Source organism: Nonomuraea sp. NPDC049269 (assembly GCF_043197155.1).
Taxonomy (GTDB): Bacteria; Actinomycetota; Actinomycetes; order Streptosporangiales; family Streptosporangiaceae; genus Nonomuraea.
Window position 1 is genome coordinate 1302163 of record NZ_JBICSO010000001.1, and the last position, 25750, is coordinate 1327912.

Here is a 25750-nt window from a genome sequence, read left to right on the forward strand (position 1 = left end):
TTCGCCCCTCTCATTACACTGCCGGAACGTTCCGGCATGCGGGTCAACATACTTCCGTGTCAGGGCGAGGACAAGACCTTTGGGCAGGTCGATACATGGCGGAAACAGAACAACGGTGGCGCTAACATCGGGGCGTGCGCGCAGACGAGCCGGCCACTATCCTCACGGTCGCCAAGACGGCAGGGGTTTCCAAGACGACCGCGTCCGACGCGCTCAGGGGCTCCGGCAGGGTGTCGGAAGAGACCAGGGCCCGGGTGATGGAGGCGGCCGACGCGCTCGGCTACGTGCCCAACGGCTCGGCCAGGCACCTGCGCCGCGCGAGCACCGGCACCATCGGCCTGCACGTGCCCGAGGTGCTCACCCGCTCGTCCTACTACATGTCGTTCGTGTTCGGGGTCGTGCAGGGGGCGGCCGACAACGACTACGACGTCACGCTGATCACCTCGGGCCGCCGCACCCCGCGCGTCGACGGCCTCGTCCTCGGCGACCCGCTCGGGGACGACCCGATCGTGGCCAAGCTCATGGACACCGGCCTGCCCACGGTCACCTGCGAACGCTTCACCGGCACCGGGCGGGCCGACGGCGTGGTGCGCTCCGAGCACGCCGAGATGCTGGGCCGGCTCATGGACCATCTGCGGGCCTCCGGCGCGACCCGCCCCGCGCTCATCGTGGCCGGCGACATGAGCGACTGGGCCGCCTCCGTACACCGGGGCTTCCGCGACTGGTGCACGCGCCACGGCGTGGATCCGCTGGTCCGCACGGTCCCCTTCGACTGCTCGGCGGGCGAGGTCCACCAGGCCGCCCGCGACCTGCTCGCGCTGGAGCCGCGCGTCGACGCACTGGTCTGCGGTCCCGCCGGGTCGGCCACGGACCTGCTGCCGCTCCTCCGCGAGGAGGGCCGCGACCTGCTGCTCGCCTCCTGCGTCGACAGCCCCGCGATGCAGCAGGCCGACCCGCCCATCACCGCCATCGACCTGCGGCCCAGGGAGGCCGGGGTACGGTGTGCGGAGCTGCTGTTCGACCTGCTGAGGGGTACGAGCCCGGCGGGGACCGAACGCATCCACCCCATCGAGCTCACCTTGCGAGCCTCCACCTCATGACGGACTCTCGGCGTCATGGACGACCAGGGCGAGCTGGACCCGGTTGTCCAGGGCCGCCTTGGTGAGGATGCGGGAGATGTAGCCCTTCACGGTGCCGACGCTCATGTGCAGCTCGGCGGCGATGACCGCGTTCGGCTTGCCCTGGCCGACCGCCAGCGCCACCTCACGCTCCCGCTCGCTGAGCCGCGCCAGCACCGTCCGGGCGTCGGCGCGACGGCGGTTCTCCTCCTCGGGCACCAGGTGCGCGATCAACCGCCGGGTGACGCTCGGCGACAGGATCGGCTCGCCGCCCACGACCCGGCGGATGGCATCGACGATCCCCTCCGGCGGGGTGTCCTTGAGCAGGAACCCGCTGGCCCCCGACCGCAACGCCCGGAAGACGTGCTCGTCGGCGTCGAACGTGGTGAGCACGACCACCTCGGGCGCCTCGGGGCGGCCGCGCAGTCGCCGAGTCGCCTCGATGCCGTCGAGCCCGGACATCCGGATGTCCATCAGCACCACATCGGGCGCGTACTGGTCGACCGCGGCCTGCACCTCACCACCATCGGCCACCGCGCCCACTACGAGGAGGTCGGCCGCGCCTTTGAGCATCAGCGTCAGACCGGCACGGACGAGCGCGTCATCATCGACGATCAGCACCCGGATCGGTGGCGAGTCACTCACACCGGCCATGGTAGCCACGCCACCAGCCGGAACCCGCCGCCCACCACGGGCCCGCACGCCAACCGCCCACCCGCCAGCACCGCCCGCTCCGCCAACCCTGCCAACCCCGCCCCCGCACCCGTCAGCCCGAGATCGGCCCCGGACGCGAGTCCTCCGGTCTCACCGGCAGGCCCGGCATCCTCCCCGAACCGCCCCACTCCACCGCCTGGCTCGGTGCCCGTCTCGCCAGGCGACGGGTTGCGTACCTCGACCCGCAGCTCGGCGCCCGCCGTACCGGACAGGAGGACCGTGACCGGCTGGCCGGGCGCGTGCTTACGGGCGTTGGTGAGCCCTTCCTGGACGATGCGGTAGGCGGCACGGCCGGTGGCGTCCGGCAGGTCCGCCAACCGCAGCCCCTGGTCGTACAGCTCGACCCGCATCCCCGCCCGCCGGGACTCCGCCACGAGCGGCACGAGATCCGGCCGGTCACGCGTCAACGAGCCGTCATCAGACGGCGGCGCGTCGCGGAGCACCGAGATGACCGCGCGCAGCTCCTCCAGCGCCAGGTGCGCGCTCGACCGGATCACCCCCGCGGCCTCCGCGACCTCGCCCGGCGTCGCACCCGCGTTGAACTCCAGCGCCCCGGCATGCACCGCCAGCAGCGACAGCCGGTGCGCGAGCACATCGTGCATCTCCCGCGCGATGCCGACCCGCTCCGCCCGGCGCGCCTCTTCGGCACGGAGCCGCTGGTCGGCCTCGGCCCGCCGGGCCCGTTCTGCCAGCGACAGCACCAGCTCCCGCCGGGTACGCGCCAGCATGCCCCAGCCGGTCAGCGCCCCACCGAACAGCAGGCCCACCAGCGCCCACACCGGATAGGGCGCCACCCCCGGCGGCCGCCAGGCGAACCTGACCAGCGTCGCCACCACCCCCGCGACCCCCACGGCGATCGCGGCGGGCGGCCGCCGATACAGGGCCGCGATCAGCGCGGCGATCCCGGCCGCCACCGAGGCGGCCGCCGCGGGCACCGACAGCGCGATGATCGCCAGCCCCACGGGCACCGGCCACCTGCGGCACAACCACAACCCCGCGCAGGCCAGCGCACCACCCGCCACGTCGGCCACCAGGTACCAGCCCGGCGTGCCACCCGTCAGATCCCCCCAGACGACCGCGACCGCCCCGGCGAGCGCGAGCACGAAACCGCCCGCCCCGACCGCCCAGTCACGCCGCGACCGCAGCCAACCGGGCCGAACGTCCTCCACGCTGGCCACGAACATGACCGCAGATGCTAGCCCGCCACCGACCCGTGCGTAAGCAACCAAAGTCATCACCGCAGACGACCGAAGTCACGGCGCCCGGTTCATGGGCTGTCGGGGCCAGGCTCCCGAGCTCGAACACGTGACGGGCCGCTACTTCGCCAACGGCAAACCCAAGAGGTCCTCCCAGCTCAGCTACGACGAGGCGGCCGCGGCGCGGCTCTGGCAGGTGAGCGCCGAGCTGGTCGGCCTGACCTCTTCCTGATCACGATCGCCGAGGATCGAAAATGAGGCCCGGCGCCTCGGAGAGGGTCTTCGCGTCCGAGGAGGAGCCGACCTCCAGCCGGAAGGTGCCCGGCTCGACGGCCCAGCGGCCCGCCGCGACGTCCCAGTGCTCGACGGCCCGCCGCCGGACGGTCACCGTCACCGCCACCTCCTCGCCGGGCGCGGCGTCGACCGTGGCGAACCCGGCCAGCCAGCGCGGGGAACGCTCGACGGCGCTGTCGGGGCGGCTCGCGTACACCTGCACGACCTCGCGTCCGGGCCGGTCACCGGTGTTCCGCACCAGGACGGTGACCTCGGCCGTCGCATCGTCTTGGCGAACCTTCGCGGGACCGTACTCCCAGGTCGTGTAGCCGAGGCCATGACCGAAGGGGTAGAGGGCCTCGACCTCGCCGCGGTAGCCGATCGCCGGCCCCTCGTCGTAGGTGAGCACGCCGTCGACCGGCTGGGTGGCGGCGTGGTCCCCCTCTCGGAGCGGCCACGAGGTGGGCAGCCGCCCGCCGGGCTCCACCCGCCCGAGCAGCACGTCGGCCAGCGCGTTGCCGTACTCCTGCCCCGGGAACCAGGTGAGCAGGACCGCGGCGACCTCGTCGTGCCAGGGCAGCAGGACGGGGGCGCCGGAGTTGACCACGACGATGGTGCGCGGGTTCGCGGCGGCGACGCGGCGGACGAGCTCGTCCTGGCGTCCCGGCAGGGCCAGGCTCGTCCGGTCGAACCCCTCGCTCTCGACCTCCTCGTTGGTGCCCACGACCACCACGGCGACGTCGGCATCGCGGGCCAGCGCGACGGCCCGCTCGATCTCCTCCTCGTCCGTGCCGTGCGGCGGCTCCAGGTTGAGCTGAAGCGTGGGGCCGGGCAGCATGCCCTCCGCCCGGCCGAGATCATGTACCAGCGTGACCTCGACGCTCTCACCCGCCGCGAGCCGTACGGGGTGGGTCCGCTGCGGCGGCGTCAGCATGCCCTCGACGATGTCGGCGCCCGGCGGCAGCGTGAGCACGACGTCGTAGACCTCCTGGCCGGCGACGATGAGCCGGTGACGGCCGAGCCCCGAGGAGCCGATCAGGTACGTACCCGCCTCCGTGGCCCTGATCAGGGCGCGGACCTCGATCGTGGCGAGCCGCTCGCGCGGGACGGCCTCGGGGAAGGAGCCCATCACCCAGTTGAACGCGCCCCCGTCGCGCGGCTCCACGGCGAGCACGGACCCGTCGCCGTCGAGGTAGCGCACCTCGGCGCCGTGACCCGACCCGTGGGTGCCGACGCCCGATCCGTCAGGCAGGGCGAGCCAGGGGGCCCGCGCGATCGGCGTGCGGGTGTGCGCGACGACGCCGATGGCGTGCGTCACCTCGACGCCGTCACCGACCGCGGTCCGCAGACCGTCCAGCGGCGAGACCGTGTACGGCGGGAACACGGTGGCGCTCCCACCTCCCAGGGTCCTGGCGACCTCCGCGTTGGGCCCCAGAACGGCGACCCGCCGCAACCCGGCGGGGTCGATCGGCAGCACCCCGCCCTCGTTGCGGACCAGCACGAACCCGGCCGCCGCAGCCGCACGCACCTCCGCCGCGACCCGCTCTTCCGTGTACGCCTCCCGGCCTCTTGGAGCCCCCGCGAAGCCGGCGACCTGAGCGGAATCGAGAGCGACGGCCGAGGCAGCGGGACTGTCACCGGTGTCGGGGGTGGTGTCCAGGGCGCCGACGCGGGCGGCCAGGCGGAGGATTCGCCGCACCTTCTCGTCAACCTCCGCCTCCGGAACCGCGCCCGCCCGTACCGCCGCCACCAGCGCCGCACCCCATGGACCCGACGGCCCGGGCATCACCAGGTCGAGCGCGGCGTTGGCGGCCGCCTCCGTGGAACTGGTGGCGAACCAGTCGGACATCACGACCCCGTCGAATCCCCACTCGTCCCGCAGGACGTCACGCAGCAGCGGGTTCTCGGTCATGGTCGCGCCGTTCACCCCGTTGTAGGCGGCCATCACCGCCCATACCTCGCCCTCCCCGACGATCGTCTCGAAGGGCGCCAGATAGAGCTCGCGGAGCGTCCGTTCGTCCACCCGGGCGTCGAGAGTCATCCGATGGGTCTCGGAGTCGTTGGCGACGAAGTGCTTGACCGTCGCGCCCACTCCCCCGCTCTGCACGCCCCGCACGTACGCGACACCGATCCTGGCGGTCAGCAGCGGGTCCTCGCTGAAGCACTCGAAGTGGCGCCCGCCGTACGGGGACCTGTGCAGGTTGACCGTGGGGGCGAGCAGGACGTCCACGCCCTTGCGCCGCGCCTCGGCCGCCAGCAGGCGGCCGATCGCCTCGACGCGGGCCTCGTCCCAGGTGGCGGCGAGCGCGGTGGGCGAGGGCACGTTGACGGAGGTGTCGCGCTCGTCCCAGATCTCGCCACGGACGCCGGCCGGCCCGTCCGAGACGACCAACCGGCGCAGGCCCACGGCCGGTTCGGGGTGGAGCGACCAGAAGTCGGCGCCGGTGAGCAGCCTCACCTTCTGCTCCAGGGAGAGCGCGGCGACAAGGCTTTCCAGGTTCATGAGGGGGTCCCTGAGCTCGGTGCGGACGTCCTTGATTTCCATCACTTATACGTAGAAGTAAGACGTGTCCGCAAACGTAGTCGCAGCCCTGAGGCGAGCACAAGAGGCCATTGAAACGATTTACACGCGGCCCTTCGCGATCAGCCGCTCGCGGCCGGGATCCCGGCCGGCAGTTCGCGGCGGGCGCGGAGTGGGGACAGGAAAACGGGCAGGAAGGCGATCGCCAGTAACACCGCACCCACCCAGAGGGTGACGCGCACGGTGGTCAGTTCGCCGATCAGGCCCGCCACCGCGGCGCCGACCGCCAGCGCGCCGGTGAGCAGGAAGCGGAAGGTGGCATTCATGCGGCCGAGCAGGCCGTCGGGCGTCATCCGCTGACGCAGGCTGACGCCGAGGACGTTGTCCATGCCCGTCTTGGTCATGGCCAGCAGCCAACCGGCCCCGGCCAGCCACAGCCCCGGGCCGCGGTCGATGAGCGGCACCAGCAGCCCCGCCGGTGCCAGCAGCGGGCCGGCCAGGCCGAGCGTGCGGCCGTGGCCGAGACGCGCGCCGATCGGGCGCGCGCACCGGGCGCCGAGCAGCAGACCGGCTCCACCCGCCGCCCAGAACAGCCCGAGCGCACCCGGCGGAAGCCCCAGCTCGCTGACGAACAGGATCGGCAGCACTGTGTTGACGATCTGCGAGCCGAGGTTGGTCAGGGTCCCGGTGAGAGCCAGGGCGCGTAGTTCGGCGTTGCCGAGGACGTGCCGCAGCCCTTCCGCGATCTGGGCGCCCAGCCGGGTGGGCCTATCGGCGGCGGGCGCGCCCGCGGTGCCGCGTATGGCGGACAGCCGCAGGGCCGAGGCCAGGTAGCCGGCCGCCGCGCACGCCACTGCCACGGGCGCGGTGAGCAGTTGGACGAGCCCGCCGCCCGCGCCCCGCCCGGCCACGTTGCCGGCCGCGATCAGGGTCATGACAGCGGCATTGGCCTGCACGAGGCCGTCCCGGCCGACCAGTTGCGGCAGCACGCTCTGGGAGCCGACGTCGAAGAAGACGGTGGCGCAGCCGGTCAGCAGGACGACAGCGTAGAGCTGCCCGAAGGTGAGGGCGTCCAGCCACCAGGCGAGGGGAATAGAGGCGAGCAGCAAGGCCCGGGCCAGGTCGGCCAGGATCAGCACGCGGCGGTGGCGCATCCTGTCCACCCACGCCCCCGCCGGTAGGCCGATGAGGAGGAAGGCGGCGGTACTCAACGCGGCCAGCGCCCCCGCCTGGCCGGGTCCCGCGTGGAGGGCGGTCACGGCGATGAGCGGGATGGCGACGTAGCCGATGTTGGTGGCGAGCTGGCTGAGCGCCGTCGCGGTGAACAGGATACGGAAGTCGGGCATCCGCCAGGGGGAACTCGTGATCACTTGACTGGTACGTCCTCTGCGACGATGGGGCGTCTGTGTCGCTGGACCAGGCCTACACCGGCCAGGACGACCAGCATTCCGGTCAGGACGCGCAGGTCGAGTCGTTCGTCCAGGACGATCGTCCCCAGCGCGACGGAGACGATCGGCAGGAGGTAGCCGACCGTGGCCGCGCTGGTGGCGCCTTCGTCGGCGACGAGCCGGTAGCTGAGGTAGAAGGTGATCCCGGTGCTGAAGATGCCGAGCACGACGACGGCGAGCACAGCGGTCGAGTTGGGACTCGTCGCAGCTGTGCCGGTCACGGGCAGAGCCGGGACGCTCAGCCCAGTCGCGGTGATGAGCTGGGCCGCGGACAGGGCGAGCGGTTCGGTGCCCTGTCCGGTCAGTTTGCGGCCCATGTACGCGAACGCGACGGCATAACTGGCCGACGCCCCCAGCAGGGCGAGCGCACCCCAGCTCAGCAGGCCGCTCTCGTGCCAGGGCGCGAAGATCAGCAACGTGCCGGCGAACCCGATCAGCAGCCCGGCCAGCCGCAGCCGGTGGAGCCCGCGCTCGGTGCCGATGATCAGGCCGATCAGCAGGGACCACAACGGGGTGGTCGCGTTCAGCACCCCGGCCACTCCCGAGTCGACGCTCTGCTCTCCGACGGCGTACAGGAAGAACGGCAGCGCGTTGCAGAAGAAGGCGGCCACGACGAGGCGTCCCCAGGTCGTGCGGTCCCGTGGCAGGCGCTGCCGGGCCAGGCGGGCCAGGCCGAGCAGGACGACCGCGCCGAGCGCGGCGCGGATGACGGTGATCTGCGCCGGGGTCAGCCCGTTGTCCAGCGCGAGCTTGATCCACAGGAAGGCCGAACCCCACAGCAGCGCGAGTACGGCCATCCGCGCCGATGATCCTCTGGTCACTGAAGTCCCCCCTTTCCACGAGGAAGGCTGCCTGAAGGCCACCTCATAGGACAAGTGAAGATTTGTGGCCAACCTTTAAGCTGGGCTACATGCTCGACGTTCGACGGATGCAACTCCTGCGCGAGGTCGTCACCAGCGGATCGGTCACCGCGGCGGCCGCCAACCTGGGCTACACCCCCTCCGCGGTCAGCCAGCAGATGGCCGCGCTGGAGAAGGAGGCGGGAACGGTGCTGCTGGAGCGGGCCGGGCGCGGCATCCGGCCCACCGCGGCCGGGCGGCTGCTCAGCGAGCACGCGGCCGTCATCGGCCGGCAGCTGGCGGAGGCCGAGACGGCGCTGGCCGACCTGCGCGCCGGGCGGACCGGACGGCTGGCGATCCGCTACTTCGCCACCGCGGGCGCGACCTTGATGGCGCCCGCTCTGGCCCGCTTCCGCCGGGAACACCCTGGCGTACAGGTCGATCTGCGGGTGACCGACCCCGCCGACCCGCTGCCGGAGGTGGCGGGGGGCGAGGCCGACCTGGCCATCGTGGTCGCTCCCCGCGACCGCGTCCACGCGGGCATCCGCCTGGTCCCCCTGCTCGACGACCCGTACCGCGCCGTCCTGCCCAGGGGGCACCGGCTGGCGGGCAGACAGACCATAGAGCTGGGCGAGTTGGCGGACGAGTCGTGGGTGGGCAGCGAGTCGCCCGGGCCCTGCCTGGACGTCCTGCTGGCCGGCTGCGCGGCGGCCGGCTTCGCCCCGCGGGTCGTCGTCGAAAGCGACGATTACCCCACGGCACAGGGGTTCGTCGCCGCCGGCCTGGGGGTCTGCCTGATCCCGAGGATGGGACTGGCCAACCGCCATTCCGGCGTCGTGGTTCGCCGGGTGCGCGGGCCGCAGCCCGTACGGACGATTCAGGCGGCGATTCGGGAGACGTCGGCGGCCCACCTCCCGCTCGCCAGACTCCTGGCCGCGCTCCAAGCCGCGGCAGCCTGAGCTCGCCGGCCCGGCGACCTGCCGTCCTGGATGCCGGGTCGAAGCCGGCGGTGCGCGAAGCGACCAGACCGGACTCGCCGATCATCGCGCCCGGGTCAGGCGGACTCGCGGATCACCAGGCTCGCGGTCTCGGTCCGCGGAGACTGCGGCGACCGCGCGTCATCCGCCCGCAGGATCATCTCCGTCAGGTGCCCGGCCAAGGTCTGGGTGTGCTGGTTGACCGTGGTCAGGGGCGGCACCGCGAAGGGTGCCAGCGGGATGTCGTCCACGCCGATCACCGCGAGGTCGCCGGGAGCGGTCAGGCCGGCGGTCCGCATCCCGGCCAGCAGCGCGAACGCGGTCTCGTCGTTGTAGGCGCAGACCCCGTCGACGCCCGCGGCGTGCCAGGCCCTCGCCACCTCGGCGGCCGTGGCCGTGTCGAGCGGCACATCCTGTACGTCCGGCGGCTCCAGCCCCAGTTCGGCGCAGGCTTGGCGGACGCCGGCGAGCCGCAGGTCGTAGAACTCGCGTACGCGCGGGTCGTCCGGCGCCGCGTAGCCGATGCGACGGCGACCGGTGGCGGCCAGGTGCCCGGCCTGCAGCCGGCCGATCTCGTTCTGAGGAACGGTCAGGATGTTCTCCCCGCCACCGTCCAGCCGGGTACTGACGACCCGGATACCGGCCGCCCGCAAGCTCGCCTGGTCTTCCGCGGAGATGGGGGTGAACGAGACGATGGCCACCGGTTCGAGCTCGCGGGCCAGCGCCGTCACGGGCAGCCGGCGTTCGCGGCGGGTGATCGCGGTCAGGCCGTGGCGTTCGAGGTCGTCAGTGAGGTGCTCGACGATCTGGGCCAGCGCGGCGCCGAGCGGCACGTCGGACAGGACGACCAGCACGAGGTCGCTGCGGCCCCGGCGCAGGGTGCGCGCGGCGGCGGAGGGCGCGTAGTTGAGCTTGTCGACCGCCGCGAAGATCCGGCGCCGCGTCGCCTCGGAGATCTTCTGGTGCGGCACGTTGTTGAGCACGTAGCTGACCGTGGTCTGCGAGACCCCGGCCTCTCGGGCCACATCGATCGAGGTGATGCGGCGCGGCCTGGCTGCCATCAACCCCCCAGGCGTCCCGTACGGCTCCGGGCTGAATCGTAACAGTCGGGTGATGCGCCCAGAACGGGCACTCCCGGGCGACGGGCTACGGGCTCGGCGTGCGGTTCTTAACTGGGAATATCTGGACAATATCTATAAATCACCTATCGATCATCGCTGGCGCGGCTTTCCTGGCAGCTTCCGTGACCCATTTGTGGCCGTACCGCGCAAACCTCAAGAACATGCGGACCGTCAGTTCAGTGGGCATCTGATGCGTGGGAGGCGATGGTGAGCCGAAAACCGAAAGGCCCGGCACAGCAAGATGCGGACCCTCCCAAGGAGCGGAACGTTCAGGTAACGGTGGCGCTGATCACCGTGGTCGGAGCCGTATTGGCGGCGGTGATCGCCGGGATCTTCGGAGTGGTCAATAGCCTGGTCAGCAAAACGGACGACAAACCAACCACTCCTCCCTCCCAAACCCGCTCCGCCACCCCGGGAGCCACTCCCCACACCAGCCCGTCCGGAGAGCCATGCCGACAGTTGCCCGAGCCGGTGACCAGCGACAAGTACGTCAAAATCTCCTACCCCGGCGTGGGCATCAATTTCATCAACTACAGCGTCACCTACAGCCGTGGCAGCGAGGGCCCTTTCGCGCACATCGAGGTTTCCGGTCAGATATCTGGCCGTATCCCACCGCGCCAGCACCTGTATCCGTTCGGCTGGTCTGATCCGGCCACCACAGACAGCACGTCGCAGCACCATACGGGCAACGGCCTATATTACTGGGGGCAGAGCAATCAGATTTTCCCCGATGACAATGGATGCTGGTCTCAGTTGCGCAGAAAACTCGGATACTCGGGCGCCCAGGGACTGACCTTCCGCCATTACTACGGCCTGATCTCGGACTCGGACCTGCCCTGCCTGGAGAGGTTGTCCGACGCGAACAAGAGCGACAACGGGCTCGACCTCGATCAGTTGACGCGATGCGGCGTCAATTTCATCGGCTATATAACTATACCGACCAAACACCTGTAGTCCCAGGATGCGCCGACGCTCGGCGGCGCATCCTGGACGCTTCACCGGACAGCCGGCTCCTGGAGGGGGAAGTGGCAGGCGGCCGCGTGCCGCGGCTCGTCGCCGGACGGCTCCAGGGGCGGCGGCTCCTGGGCGCAGATGTCCTGCGCCTTCCAGCAGCGGGTACGGAACCGGCACCCCGACGGCGGGTCGAGCGGGGAGGGCACCTCGCCCTTGAGCAGGATCCGGTCGGGCCGCGCCCCGGAGGTGACGTCGAGCACCGGCGCCGCCGACATCAGCGCGGCGGTGTAGGGGTGCCGCGGCTGATCGAACACCTGCTTCGTCGGGCCCGTCTCGACGATCTTGCCGAGGTACATGACCGAGACCCGGTCGGCGACGTGGCGGACGACGGACAGATCATGGGAGATGAACACGTACGACACGCCCAGCCTGGCCTGCAGGTCGGTGAGGAGGTTGAGCACCTGCGCCTGGACCGACAGGTCGAGCGCCGACACCGGCTCGTCGCAGACGATGACGTCCGGTTCGAGGGCGAGCGCGCGGGCGATGCCCAGCCGCTGACGCTGGCCGCCGGAGAACTCCTGCGGGTAACGGCGGACGTCGCTCGCCCGCAGCCCGACCATCTCCAGCAGTTCGGCCACCCGCCGGCCGCGCTCCTTCGCCGGCACCAGGTCACGGTGCGTACGCCAGGGCTCGGAGATGATGTCCTCGGCGCACAGGCGGGCGTTCAGCGATGCGAACGGGTCCTGGAAGACCATCTGGACCCGGCGGCGCCACTTGAGCAGTTCCTTGCCGCGCAGCGCGAACGGGTCCGTGCCCTCGAACCTGACGTGGCCCTGGTCCGGGCGCTCCAGCATGAGGAGCACCCGGGCGAGGGTCGACTTGCCGCAACCGGACTCCCCGACCAGGCCCAGCGTCTCGCCGCGCGTCAACCTAAGGTCGACTCCGTCGAGCGCGCGCAGGCGGTTGCGACCGGACGGGCCGCGGGCCACGTGGAAGGTCTTGCTCAGCCCTGCCACGTCCAGCAGGGGAACGGCCGTCTCCTTCGTGGCGAGGGTCGGCGTGGCGGGCTCAGTCATCGCTCAGCTCCCTCCAATGGTGGCAGGCGGACATGCGCCCGGGTCCGGACTCTACGAGGACGGGGCGCTGCTCCGCGCACACGTCGCGGGCCATCGGGCAGCGCGCGCGGAAGGCACAGCCCGAGGGGATCGAGTGCAGGTCGGGCGGGCTGCCCGGGATGGACTTCAGGGTGGTTCCACGCGCCACCTCGGCCGGCACCGAGTCGAGCAGCCCTTGGGTGTACGGGTGGCGGGGCCGGGCGAACACGTCCGCCACCCGGCCGGTCTCGACGATGTTGCCCGCGTACATGACGGCCACATGGTCGGCCTGCTCGGCCACGACCGCGAGGTCATGGGTGATCAGGATCAGCGCGGTCTGCTGCTCGGTGCGCAGCTCGCGCAGCAGCTCCATGATCTGGGCCTGCACGGTGACGTCGAGGGCGGTGGTGGGCTCGTCGGCGAGCAGCACCTTGGGGTGCAGGGCCATCGCCAGCGCGATGAGCAGCCGCTGGCGCATGCCGCCGGAGAACTGGTGCGGATAGGCGCCGACGCGGGCGGCGGGCTCGGGGATGCCGACCCGTTCCATCAGCTCGACGGCCCGCTTTCGCGCCGCGCGGCGCGAAAGTCGCTCGTGGATCCTGAACGGCTCGGCGAGCTGGGCGCCGACCGTCTGGACGGGGTTCAGCGCGGTGAGCGCGTCCTGGAAGACGATGGACAGGCCGGGACCGGCCAGCCGTCTGCGCTGCGCCGGTGACAGGGTGAGGACGTCGGTCCCGTCCAGGCGTACGGCGCCGCCGGCCACATGGGCCACCGGGTCGAGGAGGCCGACGATGGCCTGCGCCGTCATGCTCTTGCCACAGCCCGACTCGCCCAGGAGCGCCAGTGTCTCACCGGAGCGGACGGAGAAGCTGACCTCGCGCACGGCGCGTACCGTCCCCCCGGGGGTTCGAATGTCGACCGACAGCCGATCCACCTCCAGCACCGGGGACCCGTTCGACTCGCTCACGCCCGCACCTCCTTGTTCTCGCGGCGGTTCTCCCGGCGCGGGCGGCGCAGGGTGAGCCGCCACCGCTGGCCGGGGTCCATGGCCAGGCGCGCCCAGGACGCGAGGACGGTCGCCGAGACGGTGGTCACCACGATGGCGAGTCCCGGGAAGACGGCGATCCACCAGGCGCTCTGCAGTACCTGCCGGCCTTGGGCGACCATCAGGCCCCAGCTCATGTCCGGCGGCTGGATGCCGATGCCCAGGAAGCTCAGCGACGATTCGGTCAGCATCACGAAACAGAAGTCCAGGGTCGCGACCGTGAACAGGGTGGGCAGGACGGTCGGCGCCACGTGCCTGGCGATGATCGCCCAGCTCTTGGCGCCGAAGGTGCGCGCCGCGTCGACGAACAGCCGGCTCTGCAGTTCGGCCGACTCCGCCCGGGCGGCGCGCAGGTAGATCGGGATCCGCGCGATCGCCAGGACCAGGACGATGTTCCCGGCGCTGGGGGAGAAGACGTACAGCACGACGACGGCCAGCAGCAGCGAGGGGAAGCTGAGGATGACGTCGGCGACGCGCATGGAGACGTTCTCCCGCCAGCCTCGGTGATAGCCCGCCCACATCCCCCAGATCGACCCGACGACGAGGGAGACCACGACCGCCGGGACGGCGACGGAGAGTGTCGTGCGGCTCGCCACGATGAGCCTGGCGAGCAGGCTGCGGCCGAGCGAGTCGCTGCCGAGCAGGAACGCCCAGCCGTCGTCGAGGCTGAACGGCGGCCGGTTGACCGCCCGCAGGTTCTGCTTCACGGCCAGATCGCCGAGCAGGAGCGGCCCGATGAGGGCGGAGACGGCCACGAGCAGCAGGATCACCACCGCCACGCAGGCGAACCGGTCCCGCAGCAGCAGCCGCCACCAAGTAGCCCGCGAGGCGGCAGGAGCGTCAACGGGAGTCATGTCGTCACCCCCTGGCGGACCCGAGAGTCCAGAAGCGCGTAACAGGCGTCGATGACGATGTTGAGCGCGAAGATGGTGATCGCGGTCACCAGGACCGCGGCCTGCAGCACCGCGAAGTCGCGCTGCAGGATAGAGGTGATCATCAGCTTGCCGATGCCCGGCCAGCCGAAGATGGTCTCGACGACCACGGCCCCGTTGACCAGCCCGACCGTCAGGTCGCCGGCCACGGTGAGCGCCGGCGGCGCGGCGTTGCGCAACGCGTGGCCGAAGACCACCCGCAGCTCCCCCGCGCCCTTGCTCCGGGCGACCTTGATGTACGGCGCGGACAGCGCCGTGACCATCGCGCCGCGCACCACCTGCACGAGCACGCCGAACGGCCGGATCAGCAGGGTGAGCACCGGCAGCACCCACGCCGCCGCGCCCTCCGTGCCCGAGGTGGGCAGCCAGCCGAGGGCCACGGCGAAGACCAGGACGCCCATGATGGCGAACCAGAAGTCCGGCATGCTGGCCGCGGTCGTCGAGGTGAAGCTGGCGACCCGATCGGCCAGGGAGTTCGGGCTGTAGGCCGCCCAGCTCCCGACGACGATCGCGCCGAGGATCGCCAGAATCATCGTGGCGCCCGCCAGCTGCAGCGTCGCGGGGAACGCCCGCAGCACCGCGTCGGCGGCGGGTTCGGCGGTCCGCAGGGACTCGCCGAAGTCCAGCCGGAACACCTGGGCCAGGTAGTCGCCGAACTGGACGAGCAGCGGCTGGTCGAACCCGTGCCGGGCGGCGAACTCCGCCCGCATCTCCGGAGTGGCGCTGAGCGGCAGGTAGAGATTCGACGGGTCGCCGGTCAGGCGCGCCAGGTAGAACACGCCGAGGATCACGACGACCAGCGGGATCGCACTGGAAGTGATGCGACGCCGCAGGAAGGTCAGCACACCTGTTCCTTTCAGCCGGCCGGGTGCATGTCGGCGAGGCGCATCTCGTCGTTCGTGGCGGCGTTGGGCTTGTAGGTGACCTTCTTCGACAGCGCGAGGATGCCCGTCATGTGCGCCATGACCGCGTCCCGTACGACGTCCTTGTTCTGGTAGTCCAGCGCCTTGGCGAACGCCGTCTGGCGCGCCTCGCCCGAGGCCTGCTCGCCGCCGGTGATGAGGTCGTCCAGTTCGGGGGTGCCGAAGCTGCTCTGCGCGCCCTTGCTGCCGTAGATCTGGCCCATGGTGAAGGCCGCGTCACCGGCCTGGTTGCCGTGCTGGGCCTGCAGCAGGGTGGGTCCGGCGTCCTTGGGGAACGGGCGCAGCAGGTACTCCAGCCAGGCGTTCACGTCGAGCATCTGGATCTTCACCGAGAGCCCGGCCTCGTTAAGCGAGTTCTGCACGACCTCCATCGCCTCGGCGGCCTTGGGGTAGATCCCGTTCCGGCCGATGATCGTGATGGCGGTGTCCGTGGGGACGCCGGCCGCCTTGGCCTCCGCGATCAGCTTCTTGGCCTGCGCCATGTCGAACGGCCAGGGCTGGATGGCCGCGCTGTGACCGGTCACGCCTTCGGGAACGAGCTGACCGGCCGGCTTGCCGAGCCCGGCGAAGACCGAGGCGACGAGCCCGTCCTTGTCGATGGCGTAGTTGATCGCCTGGCGCACGCGCAGGTCGTTGAGCGGCGGCTTGGCGGCGTCGATGCGCAGGTAGGAGGTCTCGTTGTTGGGGAACTGCACGGCGGAATCACCGGCGCCGTCCTCGGGGGCGAGGCCGACGGCGAGGTCCGCCTCGTCGCTCTTGACCATCGCCGCGCGGATGCTGCCTTCGCCGCGCCAGACGTACTCCGCGGCGGCGAACTCCGGCGCCTTGCCCCAGTACCCGGAGAACTTCTCCAGGCGCAGGCTGCGGCCGGCGTCCCACTTGGCGATCTTGTAAGGCCCGGTGCCGATGGGCTCGCGGACCTTGCCGGTCGCGCTCGTGGTGGCCGGCACGATCTCGACGAAGGACAGCCGCAGCGGGAGGATCGGGTCCGGCTTGGCCGTCTTCACCTTGAGGGTCGCGTCGTCCACGGCCGTCACCGTGAGCTTGATGCCGCCGAAGACGTACCCGTTCACGTTGCAGTCGATCTTGGAGCCGACGGCGCGGTCGATGGCGAAGGCGGCCGCCTTGGCGTCGAACGCGGTGCCGTCGTGGAACTTCACGCCCTTGCGCAGGGCGAAGGTCCACTCGGTCGGCGAGTCCTGCTTCCACTCCGTGGCCAGCGCCGGCTGGAGCTGCCCGGAGCTCGGGTCACGCTCGGTGAGCGCCTCGGTGATGTTCGCCCGGGTGACGCGCCCGGTCGCGGTGAGGGAGGCGTCGCACGGCTCCAGGGTCGGGGGCTCTTCGGGCAACACGATGCGGACGGTGTTCGCCGCCGCGCCGGACGACTTGGGCTCCGGGCCGCTGTTCGCGACCGAGCAGGCGCCGGCCGACAGCAGCGTGCCGAGAGCCAAGAGGGCGGACGCCGCCTGACGGCGGCGGGGGGTGGTGATCATGGTTCCTCCGAGATCGCCTGCTCCGGGTGCCGGGCAGGCGAGGTGCTAGGCGACAGGCGTCGCGCTGAGAGCGGCCAGGCCGCGGTCGATGATGCGGGCGAGCTGCTCGCGGTGCTCCGGGGTGACCTGCGCCAGTGGCGAGCGGACGGGCCCGGCGGAGCGGCCGCGGATGTCCAGACCGGCCTTGACGAGGGAGACGGCGTAACCGGGAGTCGTCCGGCGCAGTTCGGCGAGGGGGGCGTAGAACTCGCGCAGCAGGAGCTGCTGGGTCGCGTCGTCGCCGTTCTCGAACGCCTCGAAGAACGCGACGGCGACCTCCGGGACGAAGGCCAGCGCCGCCGAGGAGTAGGCGCGGGCGCCGAGGCCGGCGTAGGAGCGGGCGAAGACCTCGGCGGTCGGCATGCCGTTCAGCAGGGGGAGCCGGCCGCCGGTCGCGGTCTGGATGAGCTGGAGCAGCTCCATGTCGCCGTGCCCGTCCTTCAGGGCGACGATGGTGTCCACCTCGGCGAGCTCGACCACCGCGGCGGGAGTGAAGACCGCCGTGCCCCGCTGGTAGAGGATCACGTCCAGCTCCGTGGCGGCGGCCACCTCGCGGTAGTGCGCCACGAGCCCGGCCGACGGCCCGACCTGCAAATACGGCGGCAGAGCCAGCAGCCCGTCGGCCCCGGCGTCCTGCGCCGCACGAGCGAACTCCACGGCCGTCCGCGTGCCGCCGCCGATCCCGGCGAGCACGGGCACCGCGCCGGCCACGTGCTCGGCGGCGGCCCTGACCACCGCCTGGTGCTCGGTGCCCGTCAGCGACGCCAGCTCCCCGGTCCCACAGGCGACGAAGATCGCGGCGGGCTTCGCGGCGAGCACGTCGGTGAGGTGCGTCCTGAAGCGGGACAGGTCCACGTCCCCCGATTCCGTGAACGGTGTGACGGGGAAGGCGAGCAAGCCGGACAGGGAGGCGGCGACTCGCGTGGGAGCAGGGGACATCTACAGCAAACCTCTTGTCTACATATGGAGACGGCGTCTATATTTGTAGCCGAGACATTAAGTCTGTGTTTCCGTACACGTCAAGAGGTGGTCGATGACGCAACCCGTTCTGGAGCCATCGCATCCGTCCGCCGAGACCGGCGGAGGCGTCCGCAGCGTCAAATCGGCCGAGCGGACCATCGCGGTGCTCGAATACCTCAGCTCCGCCACGCAGGCGTGCTCACTGCGCGAGCTGACCACCGCCCTGGGCCTGCCTCGGGCCAGCGGTTACGCGCTGCTCACCACGCTGGTGAGCACGCGCTGGGTCGAGACCGACGGCGCCGGCAGCTACCGCATCGGCATCCGCGCGCTCCGCGCCGGGGCCTCGTACGTCGAGCGGGACGACGTCGTCCAGCAGGCGCAGCCGGTGATGAACGAGCTGAACGACCAGCTCGGTGAGACCATCCACCTGGCCCGCCTCGACGGCGCGGAGATCGTCTACCTGGCCACCAACATCTCCCGCCACTCCCTCACCGTCGTCAGCCGGCCCGGCCGGCGCCTGCCGTCATGGGCGACCGGACTCGGCAAGGTGATCCTGGCCGGGCGCCCGTGGGACGAGGTCGACGCGCTCCTGCCGGAGACTCTGGAGGCGCGCACCGTCCACACCTTCACCGACCGGGCGGCCCTGCGCGCCGAGCTCGAGGAGATCAGCGGGCGCGGCTACGCCATCGACGACCAGGAGTCGACCATCGGCCTGCGCTGCTTCGCCGTCGCCCTCGGCTTCGCCACGCCCCCGAACGAGGCCCTCAGCTGCTCCATCCCCATGGTCCGTCTCGACCCCGACCGCGAGGAGGCGATCGTGGCCGCCCTGCTCCGGGCTCGGGCGCGCATCATCCGCTGATCAGGCGCGGACCGCCGCCTCGGCCAGTTCCTTGATCCGGCCGACGGGCACCGCGACTCCTGGGGTGTCCAAGAACCAGCGGACCCCGTTAGCCGGCCACCTCGACGTTGTACCGCCGCTCGCGCAGCCGCTTGACGGCCTCGGCCGGCGCCTGCGCGTCGACCACGATGACGTCGAACTTCTCCAGCGGCGCCACCCGGTGCAGGGCCACCCGGTCGAGCTTGGTGTGGTCGACCGCCAGGACGCACCGCGTCCCCGCGGCCACCATGGCCCGCTTCACCAGCACGATCTCCTGCTCCTGGTGGAAGGCGTGCCGGTCGGAGATGGCCGAGGTGGAGACGATCACCGTGTCGGTGTTCATCGCCTCGACCGCGTCGACGCAGCCGACGCCCAGGAACGAGTCGTGCGTCGGATGGTATTCGCCGCCCAGCGCCATGAGCCGGATGCCGGGCACGGGAGCCAGCAGCTTGATGGCCTCGAGGAAGTTCGTCACCACGGTCAGCGGGGCCACCTCGGCGAGATGCCGGGCGACGGCCAGCGCGGTCGTGGAATCGTCGATCATGACCGAGCTACCCGGCTCGATCAGCCCCACCACGTGCCGGGCGATCGCCTCCTTCTCCGTGACCTGGGCCGTCAGCCGGTAGGCGATGTTGCTCTCGAAGACGCTCGACGCCTGGGCGCTGGCGCCGCCGCGGTACTTGCGCACCATGCCCTGGAGTTCGAGCTCGTCGAGATCGCGGTGCACGGTCATCACACTCACGTGGAAGACCTCCGCGAGCTCGCTCACCGAGGCGGAGCCGTGCCGCATGAGATGCTCGGCCATCGCCTGGCGCCTGGCGACTCCCCTGTCCGCGTGCTGACGTGACTTCACCTGCGCTCTCCCCATGTCGACGCCAGCGCATCGTAGCGCGGCCCACACTCTTGACACCCCTGCGGAACGACTCGTAGTCTCCTCGCACCTTCACAACTTCACACGATTTAACGTTAGATATAACGTACTTCACGACGTCCGTTATTAAAACGTTCGCATTCGAGTCCGGCGATCAGATCTGCCCCGCCGGGTGCCCTCGGGGGACCCCCCATTTCGAGTTAGACCGAGGAGACAGAGCATGACCGAGCTGCGCGATGCCAGGATGAGCCGCGTCCAGTTCTTCCGCATGATGGGTGGTCTCGCGGTCGCCGCCGCGGCGACCGCGTGTTCGACCAAGCCGCAGACCACCGCCTCCACCGGTCAAGGGCAGGCGTCCGCCATCGAGCTGAGATTCGTCGGTGTGGCCGACCAGAAGGCGCCGATGGACGAGCTGGTGGCGGCCTACAAGCAGGCCAAGCCCGGCGTGACGCTGGCCACCTCGTTCGCCCCTACCGACCAGGTGCAGACCTCGGTGCGCACCCAGCTCGGCGCGGGCAACTCGCCCGACCTGCACGTGGTCTACCCGGGCAGCGGCAGCGCGATGTCGATGGACCAGATCGCCGGGGCCGGGCTGCTGGCCGACCTGTCCGACCAGGCGTGGACCCAGACGATCCCGACCGGTTTCAAGCCCGCCTTCCAGAAGGACGGCAAGACCTACATCTACTCGGCCGGCTCCTCGGTCATCGGCGCGATCTACAACAAGAAGGTGTTCCAGGAGGCGGGCGTCGACGCGCCGCCGACCACCTGGACGGAGTTCCTGGCGGTCTGCGACAAGCTGAAGAAGGCCGGCAAGGCGCCGATCGCGCTGGGCGCGCAGACGCCGTGGGTCACCCAGCTCATCACGTACGCCCTCGTCCCCTCGACCGTGTACGCCAAGGACCCCACCTTCGACGACAAGCAGGCCGCGGGCCAGACCAGCTTCGCCAAGTCCGGCTGGCGCGACGCGATGGAGATGTACCTGGAGCTGCAGAAGCGCGGCTTCTTCAACGACAAGCCGAACGGCACCACCTTCGAGCAGCAGATCTCGATGGTGGCCACCGGCAAGGCGGGCATGGCCATCCAGGTGTCCGCGGTGCTGCCGGACTTCCGCAAGGCGGCGGCCAGCCCCGACGACCTGTCGATGTTCCCGGTCCCCGGCGCGGACGACGCGGCCCAGGTGTGGATCCCGGCCGGCGTGGTGGTCGGCCTCGGCGCCGCCGCCAAGGGCAAGAACCTGGCCGAGGCCAAGGCGTTCATCGACTTCCTCGGCAAGCAGGAGAACATCAACCGCTGGGCCAAGGCGATCGCGGCCATCCCGCTCACCCAGGACGCCTCCTCCAGCATCGACCCCGCGGTGCAGTCGTTCCTGCCCTTCACCAAGGACAAGGCGGTGCCGTTCATGGACCAGCGCTGGCCGAACGCCGAGGTGCAGCCGGTCCACTTCGCGGTTATCCAGGACCTGCTCGCCGGCAAGATCAAGATCGACGAGGCGTTGCAGAAGATGGACGAGGCCTACGCCAAATGACCCGGCAGATGACCACGACAGCGACGCCTGTCGGACGACACACCGCCGCGGCCGGGAGGTCGCGGCGGCGGTTCGCCTCGCTCTCGCCCTCGTGGCTGTTCGCGGCGCCCGCCCTGGTGGTGTACGCCGCCGTCGTGCTCTACCCGAGCCTGGCGGGCATGCTCTACGCCTTCACCGACTGGAGTGGCATCGGCGCGGACAAGTCGTTCGTCGGGCTGGCGAACTTCCAGAAGCTCCTGCACGACGACCAGGCCATGGACTCGATCGGCAACACGCTGCTGCTGACCGTGGCGATCGTGGTCGTGCAGAACGGCGTGGGGCTGCTGCTCGCGCTCGGCGTGCACGCCAAGCTGAAGAGCAGGGCGCTGCTGCGGGTGGTCTTCTTCGCGCCGGTCGTCGTCAGCCCGGTCATGGTGGCCTTCCTGTGGAAGTACATCTACAACCCCGACCCGTCCGCCGGGCTCAACGGGCTGCTCGGCCTGCAGGTCGACTGGCTGGGCGACCCGTCGCTCGCGCTGTGGTCGATCGCGGCCACGGTCGTGTGGCAGTACGCCGGCTACTCGATGGTCATCTTCCTGGCCGGGCTCGAGGGCGTGCCGCGCGAGCTGCACGAGGCGGCGATGATCGACGGCGCGGGAACGCTGCAACGCTTCAGGTACGTCACCTGGCCGCTGCTCGCCCCGGCCCTGACGATCAACCTGATGCTCTCCACGATCGGCGGTCTCAAGCTGTTCGACCAGATCTTCGCGGCGACCAACGGCGGCCCCGGCTACGCCACCGAGACGCTGTCGACCGTGCTGTACAAGCAGGCGTTCGTGTTCGGCAAGTTCGGCTACAGCACGGCGATCGCCCTGGTGCTCGCCCTGTTCGTGGCCGCGGTGTCGCTCGTGCAGGTCTACTACCTGCGCGGCCGGGAGGTGGCCCAATGAGGCGGACGTTCCTGCTGGAAATCGTCATGATCCTGGTGGCGGTGGCGTTCCTCTTCCCGGTGTACGCGCTGATCACGCTGTCGCTGAAGGACCCGGCGCAGATCTCCCAGACACCGCTGGCGCTGCCCGCCCCGCCCACGACGGCCAACTTCACCAAGGCGTGGTCGGCCGCCGCGCTCGGCCCGTCCCTGATGAACAGCACCGTGATCACCGCGGTCAGCCTGGTCGCGCTGATCGCCCTCGGCTCCTTCGCCGCCTACTACCTGGCCAGGGCCAAGAGCCGGCTCGGCTACGGGATGTACGTGCTGTTCCTGCTCGGCATCGTGCTGCCCTTCCAGCTCGGGATGATCCCGCTCTACCAGATGGTGACCGACCTGGGGCTGATCGGCACGCACGCGGGGATGATCCTGTTCTACACGGGGATCCAGCTCCCGTTCACGGTGTTCCTCTACACCGGGTTCATCCGCGCGCTGCCCCGGGACTACGCCCACGCCGCCCAGATCGACGGCGCCTCGCATCTGACCGCGTTCACCCGGGTCGTCTTCCCGCTGCTGCGGCCGATCACCGGCACGGTGCTGATCCTCAACGCCGTCTTCATCTGGAACGACTTCTTCACCCCCCTGCTCTACCTGGGCGGATCGGGGTTCGAGACCGTGCCGGTGAGCGTCTTCGCCTTCGTCGGCCAGTACGTCTCCGACCACGGTCTCGTCTTCGCCGGGCTGGTGCTCGGAGCGCTGCCGATCGTGGTGATCTTCCTGCTGCTGCAGCGCTACGTGATCAAGGGCTTCTCCAGCGGACTGAAGGGCTGAGCCTTCGCGAAATGAACTCAGCCGGAGACGACCTGGCCGCCCTGGACGACGTGGCGGATGTGCTTGGGCTCGGCGAGCACCCCGAGGTCCCGCAGGGGGTCGCCGTCGAGCACGAGCAGGTCCGCCCGCGCGCCCACCGCGAGCGTGCCGATCTCGCCGGCCAGCCCGACCAGGTCGGCCGCGTTGACCGTGGCGGCGCGCAGCACGTCGATCGGCCGCTGCACCTCGCCGCGCAGCCGGAACTCCTGGTTCTGGTGCCGCTGCATGCCGCCCAGGAGGTCGCTGCCGTAGGCCAGCCGCACGCCGGCTCGGGCGGCCCGCTCCAGCGCCTGGAGCCCGGCGCCGAGCACCGCGTCGACCTTCCGCCAGTTCGGCTCCGACAGGCCGAAGCTCCGGCCCTCCTCCTTTAGCGCCCAGTACGTCACCAGCGTGGGCACCAGGTAGGCGTCGTGCCGCAGGAACAGCTCCACGCTGCGGTCGTCGAGCAGGTTGCCGTGCTCGATCGACCGTACCCCTGCCTCCAGGGCGCGGTTGATCGCGCGGGCCGTGTAGGCGTGCGCGGCGACGTAGCGGTTGGCGGCCTCGGCCTCCTCGACGATCGCGCGGAGCTCGTCCATGGAGTATTGGGTGGAGTCGACGCGGTCCGTGGGCGAGGCGACGCCGCCGGAGGCCATGACCTTGATGTGGTGGGCGCCCTTGCGCAGCTCGTCACGCGCGGCGGCGCGCACGGCGTCCACGCCGTCGGCGACCCGGCCGACACCGGCGCAGCAGGGGTGGTCGTCGCGCCCGTTCTGGCCGCGTCCGCGCTGGTCGCCGTGGCCGCCGGTCTGGCTCAGCGCCTTGCCGCAGAACAGCAGCCGCGGCCCGCGGATCAGCCCCTCCTCCTGGGCGTCGCACAGCCCGTAGTCCGCTCCGGAGGCGTCGCGGACCGTGGTGAAGCCGCGGTCCAGCATCTGCCCCATCAGGCGGGCGCTGTGCGCGGCGACGTACGAGGGCGACATGGTGGACAGGCTGCCCAGGTCGGCGGTCGAGGCGGTGACGTGCACGTGCGCGTCGATCAGCCCAGGAACGACGACATTGCCGCCCACGTCGATCACCCGCCCGTCCGCGGGCCCGGTCAGCCCGGGCCCGGCCTCGACGACGCGGCCCTCTGCACAGCGCAGGTCACCTTCGGCGTACTCGCCGGTGACCACGTCGAGGATCAGGGCGTTACGCAGCAGCAGACTCACTTGGTTCCTTTCATTCGGCTTCATGGACGGCGGCGCGCAGGGCCGGCACCGCGAGCGGGGCCAGGGACTGGGCGACGACGACCGACTCCTCGTCGTAGCGCCCCTCGGCGTCCAGGATGTTCAGTACCCCGAGTACCTTCTCCCCCGCCACCACGGGCACGTTGATGATGGCCCCGCACCCGAGGCTCTCGATCAGCTCGTGGTCGGCGAACACCTCCCGCACGGCGGCCCGGTCCGGGCCGAAGAACGGCTCCCCCGCCTCGATGCAGCGGGCCAGCCAGCCGCGGGCGACCTCGACGGTCTTCTCCCCGCCCACGGGATAGCGCGCGGGATCGCTGCTGTGCACGCGGCGCAGCGCCTGCCGCTCCGGGATCCAGGCCAGGACCGTGAACAGCCGCACGCCCAGCGACTCCCGGACCTTCTCCTCCAGCTCCGCCAGACCGGTCATTTCGCCATCTCCCCCGCGGTGTCGGCGGGATCGCCCCGCTCGGTCAGGTCCTCCAGCGACCGCCCGGCCGTGGCCAGGCCGAAGACGACCACGCAGATCACGCCGGTCACCAGCACGGCCGTGGTGAGACCGAACACCCCGGCGAATCCCCAGCTCGCGGCCGTCAGGCCGATGATCGTGGGCGCGAGGATGCTGCCGACGCGGCCGAACGCGCTGGACAGGCCGGTGCCGGTGGCCCGGATCCAGGTCGGGAACATCTCCGGCGTGTAGGAGTAGACGCCCGCGTACGTCCCGTTGAGGAAGAAGGACAGCACCGCGCCCGCGGTCGTGATGGCGACCGGCGTGTCCACCTGGGACAGCCAGAGCGCGCTGATCGCCGCGCCCGTGAGGTAGAGCGCGATGGTGTTCTTGCGGTCCAGCCGCTCCAGCAGCCAGGCGGCGGAGAAGTAGCCGGGGATCTGCGCCAGATAGATGATGATCGAGAACTCGAAGCTCTTCGTCACCGTGATGCCGCGATCCACGAGCAGGGTCGGGATCCAGGAGAAGAATCCGTAGAAGGAGAACGTGATCACGAACCAGATCAGCCAGATGACGGCGGTCCGCTTGGCCATGGCCGGGCTCCACAGGAACCGCAGCGCGCTGAGCAGGTTCACCTTCGGCGTGGCCGTCGCGGGCTGCGCGGTGCCTTCGGGCACGGGCGGGAGGACCTGGCCGGTGGCCCGCTCGACGCGGCGTTCGAGATCGACGACCACCGCCTCGGCCTCCGCGTGGCGACCCCGCTGGAGCAGGAAGCGCGGCGATTCGGGCAGCGAGCGCCGCCACCACAGCAGCATCACGATCGGCAGCGCGGTGATCAGCTGCGCGATCCGCCAGCCGTCGTCCATCGTGGGCACCACGAAGCGGCCGATCAGCGCGGCCATGACGAAGCCGAAGGAGAAGAACCCGGCCAGCGCGCCGATGAACCAGCCGCGCCGCTTGGCGGGCACGAACTCGGACAGGAACGGCGCGATGATCGCGCTCTCGGCACCGGCCCCCGCCCCGGCCAGGACCCTGGCGCCCAGGAACGCCTCGTAGTTCGGCGCGAACGCGGCGACCACGGAGAAGACCGCGTAGAAGGCCAGCGCGTACATCATGACCTTCTTGCGGCCGATGCGGTCGCCGAGCATGCCCGCGATGATCGCGCCGAACAGGAACCCGAACGGGGTCGCGGACCCGATCAGCCCGAGCTGGCCGGGGTCGAGGCCCCACTCGGTCCGGGCGCTGGGCAGCAGGAAGGCGACCACGGCGGAGTCCATGCCGTCGAAGGTGTAGCCGAGTCCGCCGATGAGAAGCAGGAGATAGTGCGGACGGCTCAGGGGGAGCCTGTCCAGACGGGCCAACAAGGTCATGCCAACGCACCTTCCCAAGGTCACAGC

Annotated in this window: 24 protein-coding genes; 8 read left to right on the plus strand and 16 right to left on the minus strand. The window is 70.8% G+C overall.

Features of this window, described 5'->3' with window-relative positions; all coding sequences use genetic code 11:
- Window positions 1–134: 134 nt before the first annotated feature.
- A complete protein-coding gene (locus ACGFNP_RS05930; protein ID WP_358326913.1) occupies window positions 135–1100 on the plus strand; it encodes a LacI family DNA-binding transcriptional regulator in 966 nt (321 codons plus the stop codon).
- Here ACGFNP_RS05930 and ACGFNP_RS05935 read toward each other — a convergent pair.
- The gene (locus ACGFNP_RS05935) at window positions 1095–1772 is read right to left on the minus strand and encodes a response regulator transcription factor (RefSeq protein WP_358326911.1); all 678 of its coding nucleotides are present in this window, start codon (window positions 1770–1772) and stop codon (window positions 1095–1097) included. The genes ACGFNP_RS05930 and ACGFNP_RS05935 overlap by 6 nt on opposite strands.
- A complete protein-coding gene (locus tag ACGFNP_RS05940) occupies window positions 1760–3016 on the minus strand; it encodes a sensor histidine kinase (RefSeq protein WP_393315329.1) in 1257 nt (418 codons plus the stop codon). The genes ACGFNP_RS05935 and ACGFNP_RS05940 overlap by 13 nt, the downstream gene beginning before the upstream one ends.
- Before the next feature lie 85 nt (window positions 3017–3101).
- Here ACGFNP_RS05940 and ACGFNP_RS05945 point away from each other — a divergent pair, with 85 nt between their 5' ends.
- Window positions 3102–3260 (plus strand): hypothetical protein, encoded by a 159-nt coding sequence (locus ACGFNP_RS05945; protein WP_358326907.1) that lies wholly within the window; start codon window positions 3102–3104, stop codon window positions 3258–3260.
- On the opposite strand, the gene ACGFNP_RS05950 is transcribed toward ACGFNP_RS05945, so the two are convergent.
- The 3 genes from ACGFNP_RS05950 to ACGFNP_RS05960 form a co-directional block, all read right to left on the minus strand.
- Window positions 3261–5846: a beta-glucosidase gene (locus ACGFNP_RS05950; RefSeq protein WP_393315332.1), complete on the minus strand. Its 2586-nt coding sequence runs from the start codon at window positions 5844–5846 to the stop codon at window positions 3261–3263.
- 98 nt (window positions 5847–5944) lie between these two features.
- Entirely contained in the window at window positions 5945–7192 is a 1248-nt protein-coding gene (locus ACGFNP_RS05955) for an MFS transporter (protein WP_393315335.1), read from the minus strand.
- A complete protein-coding gene (locus tag ACGFNP_RS05960; protein WP_358326901.1) occupies window positions 7189–8091 on the minus strand; it encodes a DMT family transporter in 903 nt (300 codons plus the stop codon). The genes ACGFNP_RS05955 and ACGFNP_RS05960 overlap by 4 nt, the downstream gene beginning before the upstream one ends.
- Window positions 8092–8180: 89 nt before the next feature.
- On the opposite strand from ACGFNP_RS05960, the gene ACGFNP_RS05965 reads away from it, so the two are divergent.
- Window positions 8181–9068 carry a LysR family transcriptional regulator gene (locus ACGFNP_RS05965; protein ID WP_393315339.1) on the plus strand — a complete coding sequence of 296 codons (888 nt, stop codon included), beginning with the start codon at window positions 8181–8183 and terminating at the stop codon, window positions 9066–9068.
- A gap of 95 nt (window positions 9069–9163) precedes the next feature.
- Here the strand turns inward: ACGFNP_RS05965 and ACGFNP_RS05970 are convergent, their stop codons facing one another.
- Entirely contained in the window at window positions 9164–10147 is a 984-nt protein-coding gene (locus ACGFNP_RS05970; protein ID WP_358326898.1) for a LacI family DNA-binding transcriptional regulator, read from the minus strand.
- A gap of 267 nt (window positions 10148–10414) precedes the next feature.
- Between ACGFNP_RS05970 and ACGFNP_RS05975 the strand changes: the two genes are divergently transcribed.
- Window positions 10415–11161 carry a hypothetical protein gene (locus ACGFNP_RS05975; protein ID WP_393315343.1) on the plus strand — a complete coding sequence of 249 codons (747 nt, stop codon included), beginning with the start codon at window positions 10415–10417 and terminating at the stop codon, window positions 11159–11161.
- Between the two features lie 41 nt (window positions 11162–11202).
- On the opposite strand, the gene ACGFNP_RS05980 is transcribed toward ACGFNP_RS05975, so the two are convergent.
- Genes ACGFNP_RS05980 through ACGFNP_RS06005 form a run of 6 tightly spaced genes read right to left on the minus strand, consistent with a single transcriptional unit; the run spans window position 11203 to window position 17626 of the window.
- Window positions 11203–12237, minus strand: coding sequence for an ABC transporter ATP-binding protein (locus tag ACGFNP_RS05980; protein WP_393315345.1), 1035 nt, complete (start codon window positions 12235–12237; stop codon window positions 11203–11205).
- Window positions 12230–13222, minus strand: coding sequence for an ABC transporter ATP-binding protein (locus tag ACGFNP_RS05985; RefSeq protein WP_393315348.1), 993 nt, complete (start codon window positions 13220–13222; stop codon window positions 12230–12232). The genes ACGFNP_RS05980 and ACGFNP_RS05985 overlap by 8 nt, the downstream gene beginning before the upstream one ends.
- Window positions 13219–14154: an ABC transporter permease gene (locus ACGFNP_RS05990; protein ID WP_358326890.1), complete on the minus strand. Its 936-nt coding sequence runs from the start codon at window positions 14152–14154 to the stop codon at window positions 13219–13221. Before ACGFNP_RS05990 ends, ACGFNP_RS05985 begins: the two co-directional genes overlap by 4 nt.
- A complete protein-coding gene (locus ACGFNP_RS05995; RefSeq protein WP_358326888.1) occupies window positions 14151–15077 on the minus strand; it encodes an ABC transporter permease in 927 nt (308 codons plus the stop codon). Before ACGFNP_RS05995 ends, ACGFNP_RS05990 begins: the two co-directional genes overlap by 4 nt.
- An 11-nt stretch (window positions 15078–15088) precedes the next feature.
- Complete coding sequence (locus ACGFNP_RS06000) at window positions 15089–16648, minus strand: ABC transporter substrate-binding protein (RefSeq protein ID WP_393315352.1); 1560 nt, start codon at window positions 16646–16648, stop codon at window positions 15089–15091.
- A gap of 45 nt (window positions 16649–16693) precedes the next feature.
- On the minus strand, window positions 16694–17626 hold the full coding sequence (locus ACGFNP_RS06005) for a 5-dehydro-4-deoxyglucarate dehydratase (RefSeq protein ID WP_393315355.1): 933 nt from the start codon (window positions 17624–17626) through the stop codon (window positions 16694–16696).
- 94 nt (window positions 17627–17720) lie between these two features.
- Between ACGFNP_RS06005 and ACGFNP_RS06010 the strand changes: the two genes are divergently transcribed.
- Window positions 17721–18506 carry an IclR family transcriptional regulator gene (locus ACGFNP_RS06010; protein ID WP_358326883.1) on the plus strand — a complete coding sequence of 262 codons (786 nt, stop codon included), beginning with the start codon at window positions 17721–17723 and terminating at the stop codon, window positions 18504–18506.
- An 88-nt stretch (window positions 18507–18594) separates the two neighbouring features.
- Here ACGFNP_RS06010 and ACGFNP_RS06015 read toward each other — a convergent pair whose 3' ends face one another.
- On the minus strand, window positions 18595–19377 hold the full coding sequence (locus ACGFNP_RS06015; RefSeq protein ID WP_358326881.1) for a DeoR/GlpR family DNA-binding transcription regulator: 783 nt from the start codon (window positions 19375–19377) through the stop codon (window positions 18595–18597).
- Window positions 19378–19615: 238 nt separating this feature from the next.
- On the opposite strand from ACGFNP_RS06015, the gene ACGFNP_RS06020 reads away from it, so the two are divergent.
- The 3 genes from ACGFNP_RS06020 to ACGFNP_RS06030 are packed head-to-tail and all read left to right on the plus strand — an operon-like array spanning window position 19616 to window position 22658.
- Window positions 19616–20920 (plus strand): extracellular solute-binding protein, encoded by a 1305-nt coding sequence (locus ACGFNP_RS06020; protein ID WP_393315359.1) that lies wholly within the window; start codon window positions 19616–19618, stop codon window positions 20918–20920.
- Window positions 20921–20928: 8 nt separating this feature from the next.
- Entirely contained in the window at window positions 20929–21849 is a 921-nt protein-coding gene (locus ACGFNP_RS06025; RefSeq protein ID WP_358326878.1) for a sugar ABC transporter permease, read from the plus strand.
- Window positions 21846–22658, plus strand: coding sequence for a carbohydrate ABC transporter permease (locus ACGFNP_RS06030; RefSeq protein ID WP_358326876.1), 813 nt, complete (start codon window positions 21846–21848; stop codon window positions 22656–22658). Before ACGFNP_RS06025 ends, ACGFNP_RS06030 begins: the two co-directional genes overlap by 4 nt.
- A 17-nt stretch (window positions 22659–22675) precedes the next feature.
- Here ACGFNP_RS06030 and ACGFNP_RS06035 read toward each other — a convergent pair whose 3' ends face one another.
- From ACGFNP_RS06035 to ACGFNP_RS06045, 3 genes are read right to left on the minus strand one after another with little or no spacing between them, the layout of a single operon-like run.
- The gene (locus ACGFNP_RS06035; RefSeq protein WP_393315367.1) at window positions 22676–23911 is read right to left on the minus strand and encodes an amidohydrolase family protein; all 1236 of its coding nucleotides are present in this window, start codon (window positions 23909–23911) and stop codon (window positions 22676–22678) included.
- Window positions 23898–24335, minus strand: a complete 438-nt coding sequence (locus tag ACGFNP_RS06040) for a GAF domain-containing protein (protein ID WP_393315370.1) — start codon at window positions 24333–24335, stop codon at window positions 23898–23900. Before ACGFNP_RS06040 ends, ACGFNP_RS06035 begins: the two co-directional genes overlap by 14 nt.
- Window positions 24332–25723, minus strand: coding sequence for an MFS transporter (locus tag ACGFNP_RS06045; protein ID WP_393315373.1), 1392 nt, complete (start codon window positions 25721–25723; stop codon window positions 24332–24334). Before ACGFNP_RS06045 ends, ACGFNP_RS06040 begins: the two co-directional genes overlap by 4 nt.
- Window positions 25724–25750: the final 27 nt, after the last annotated feature.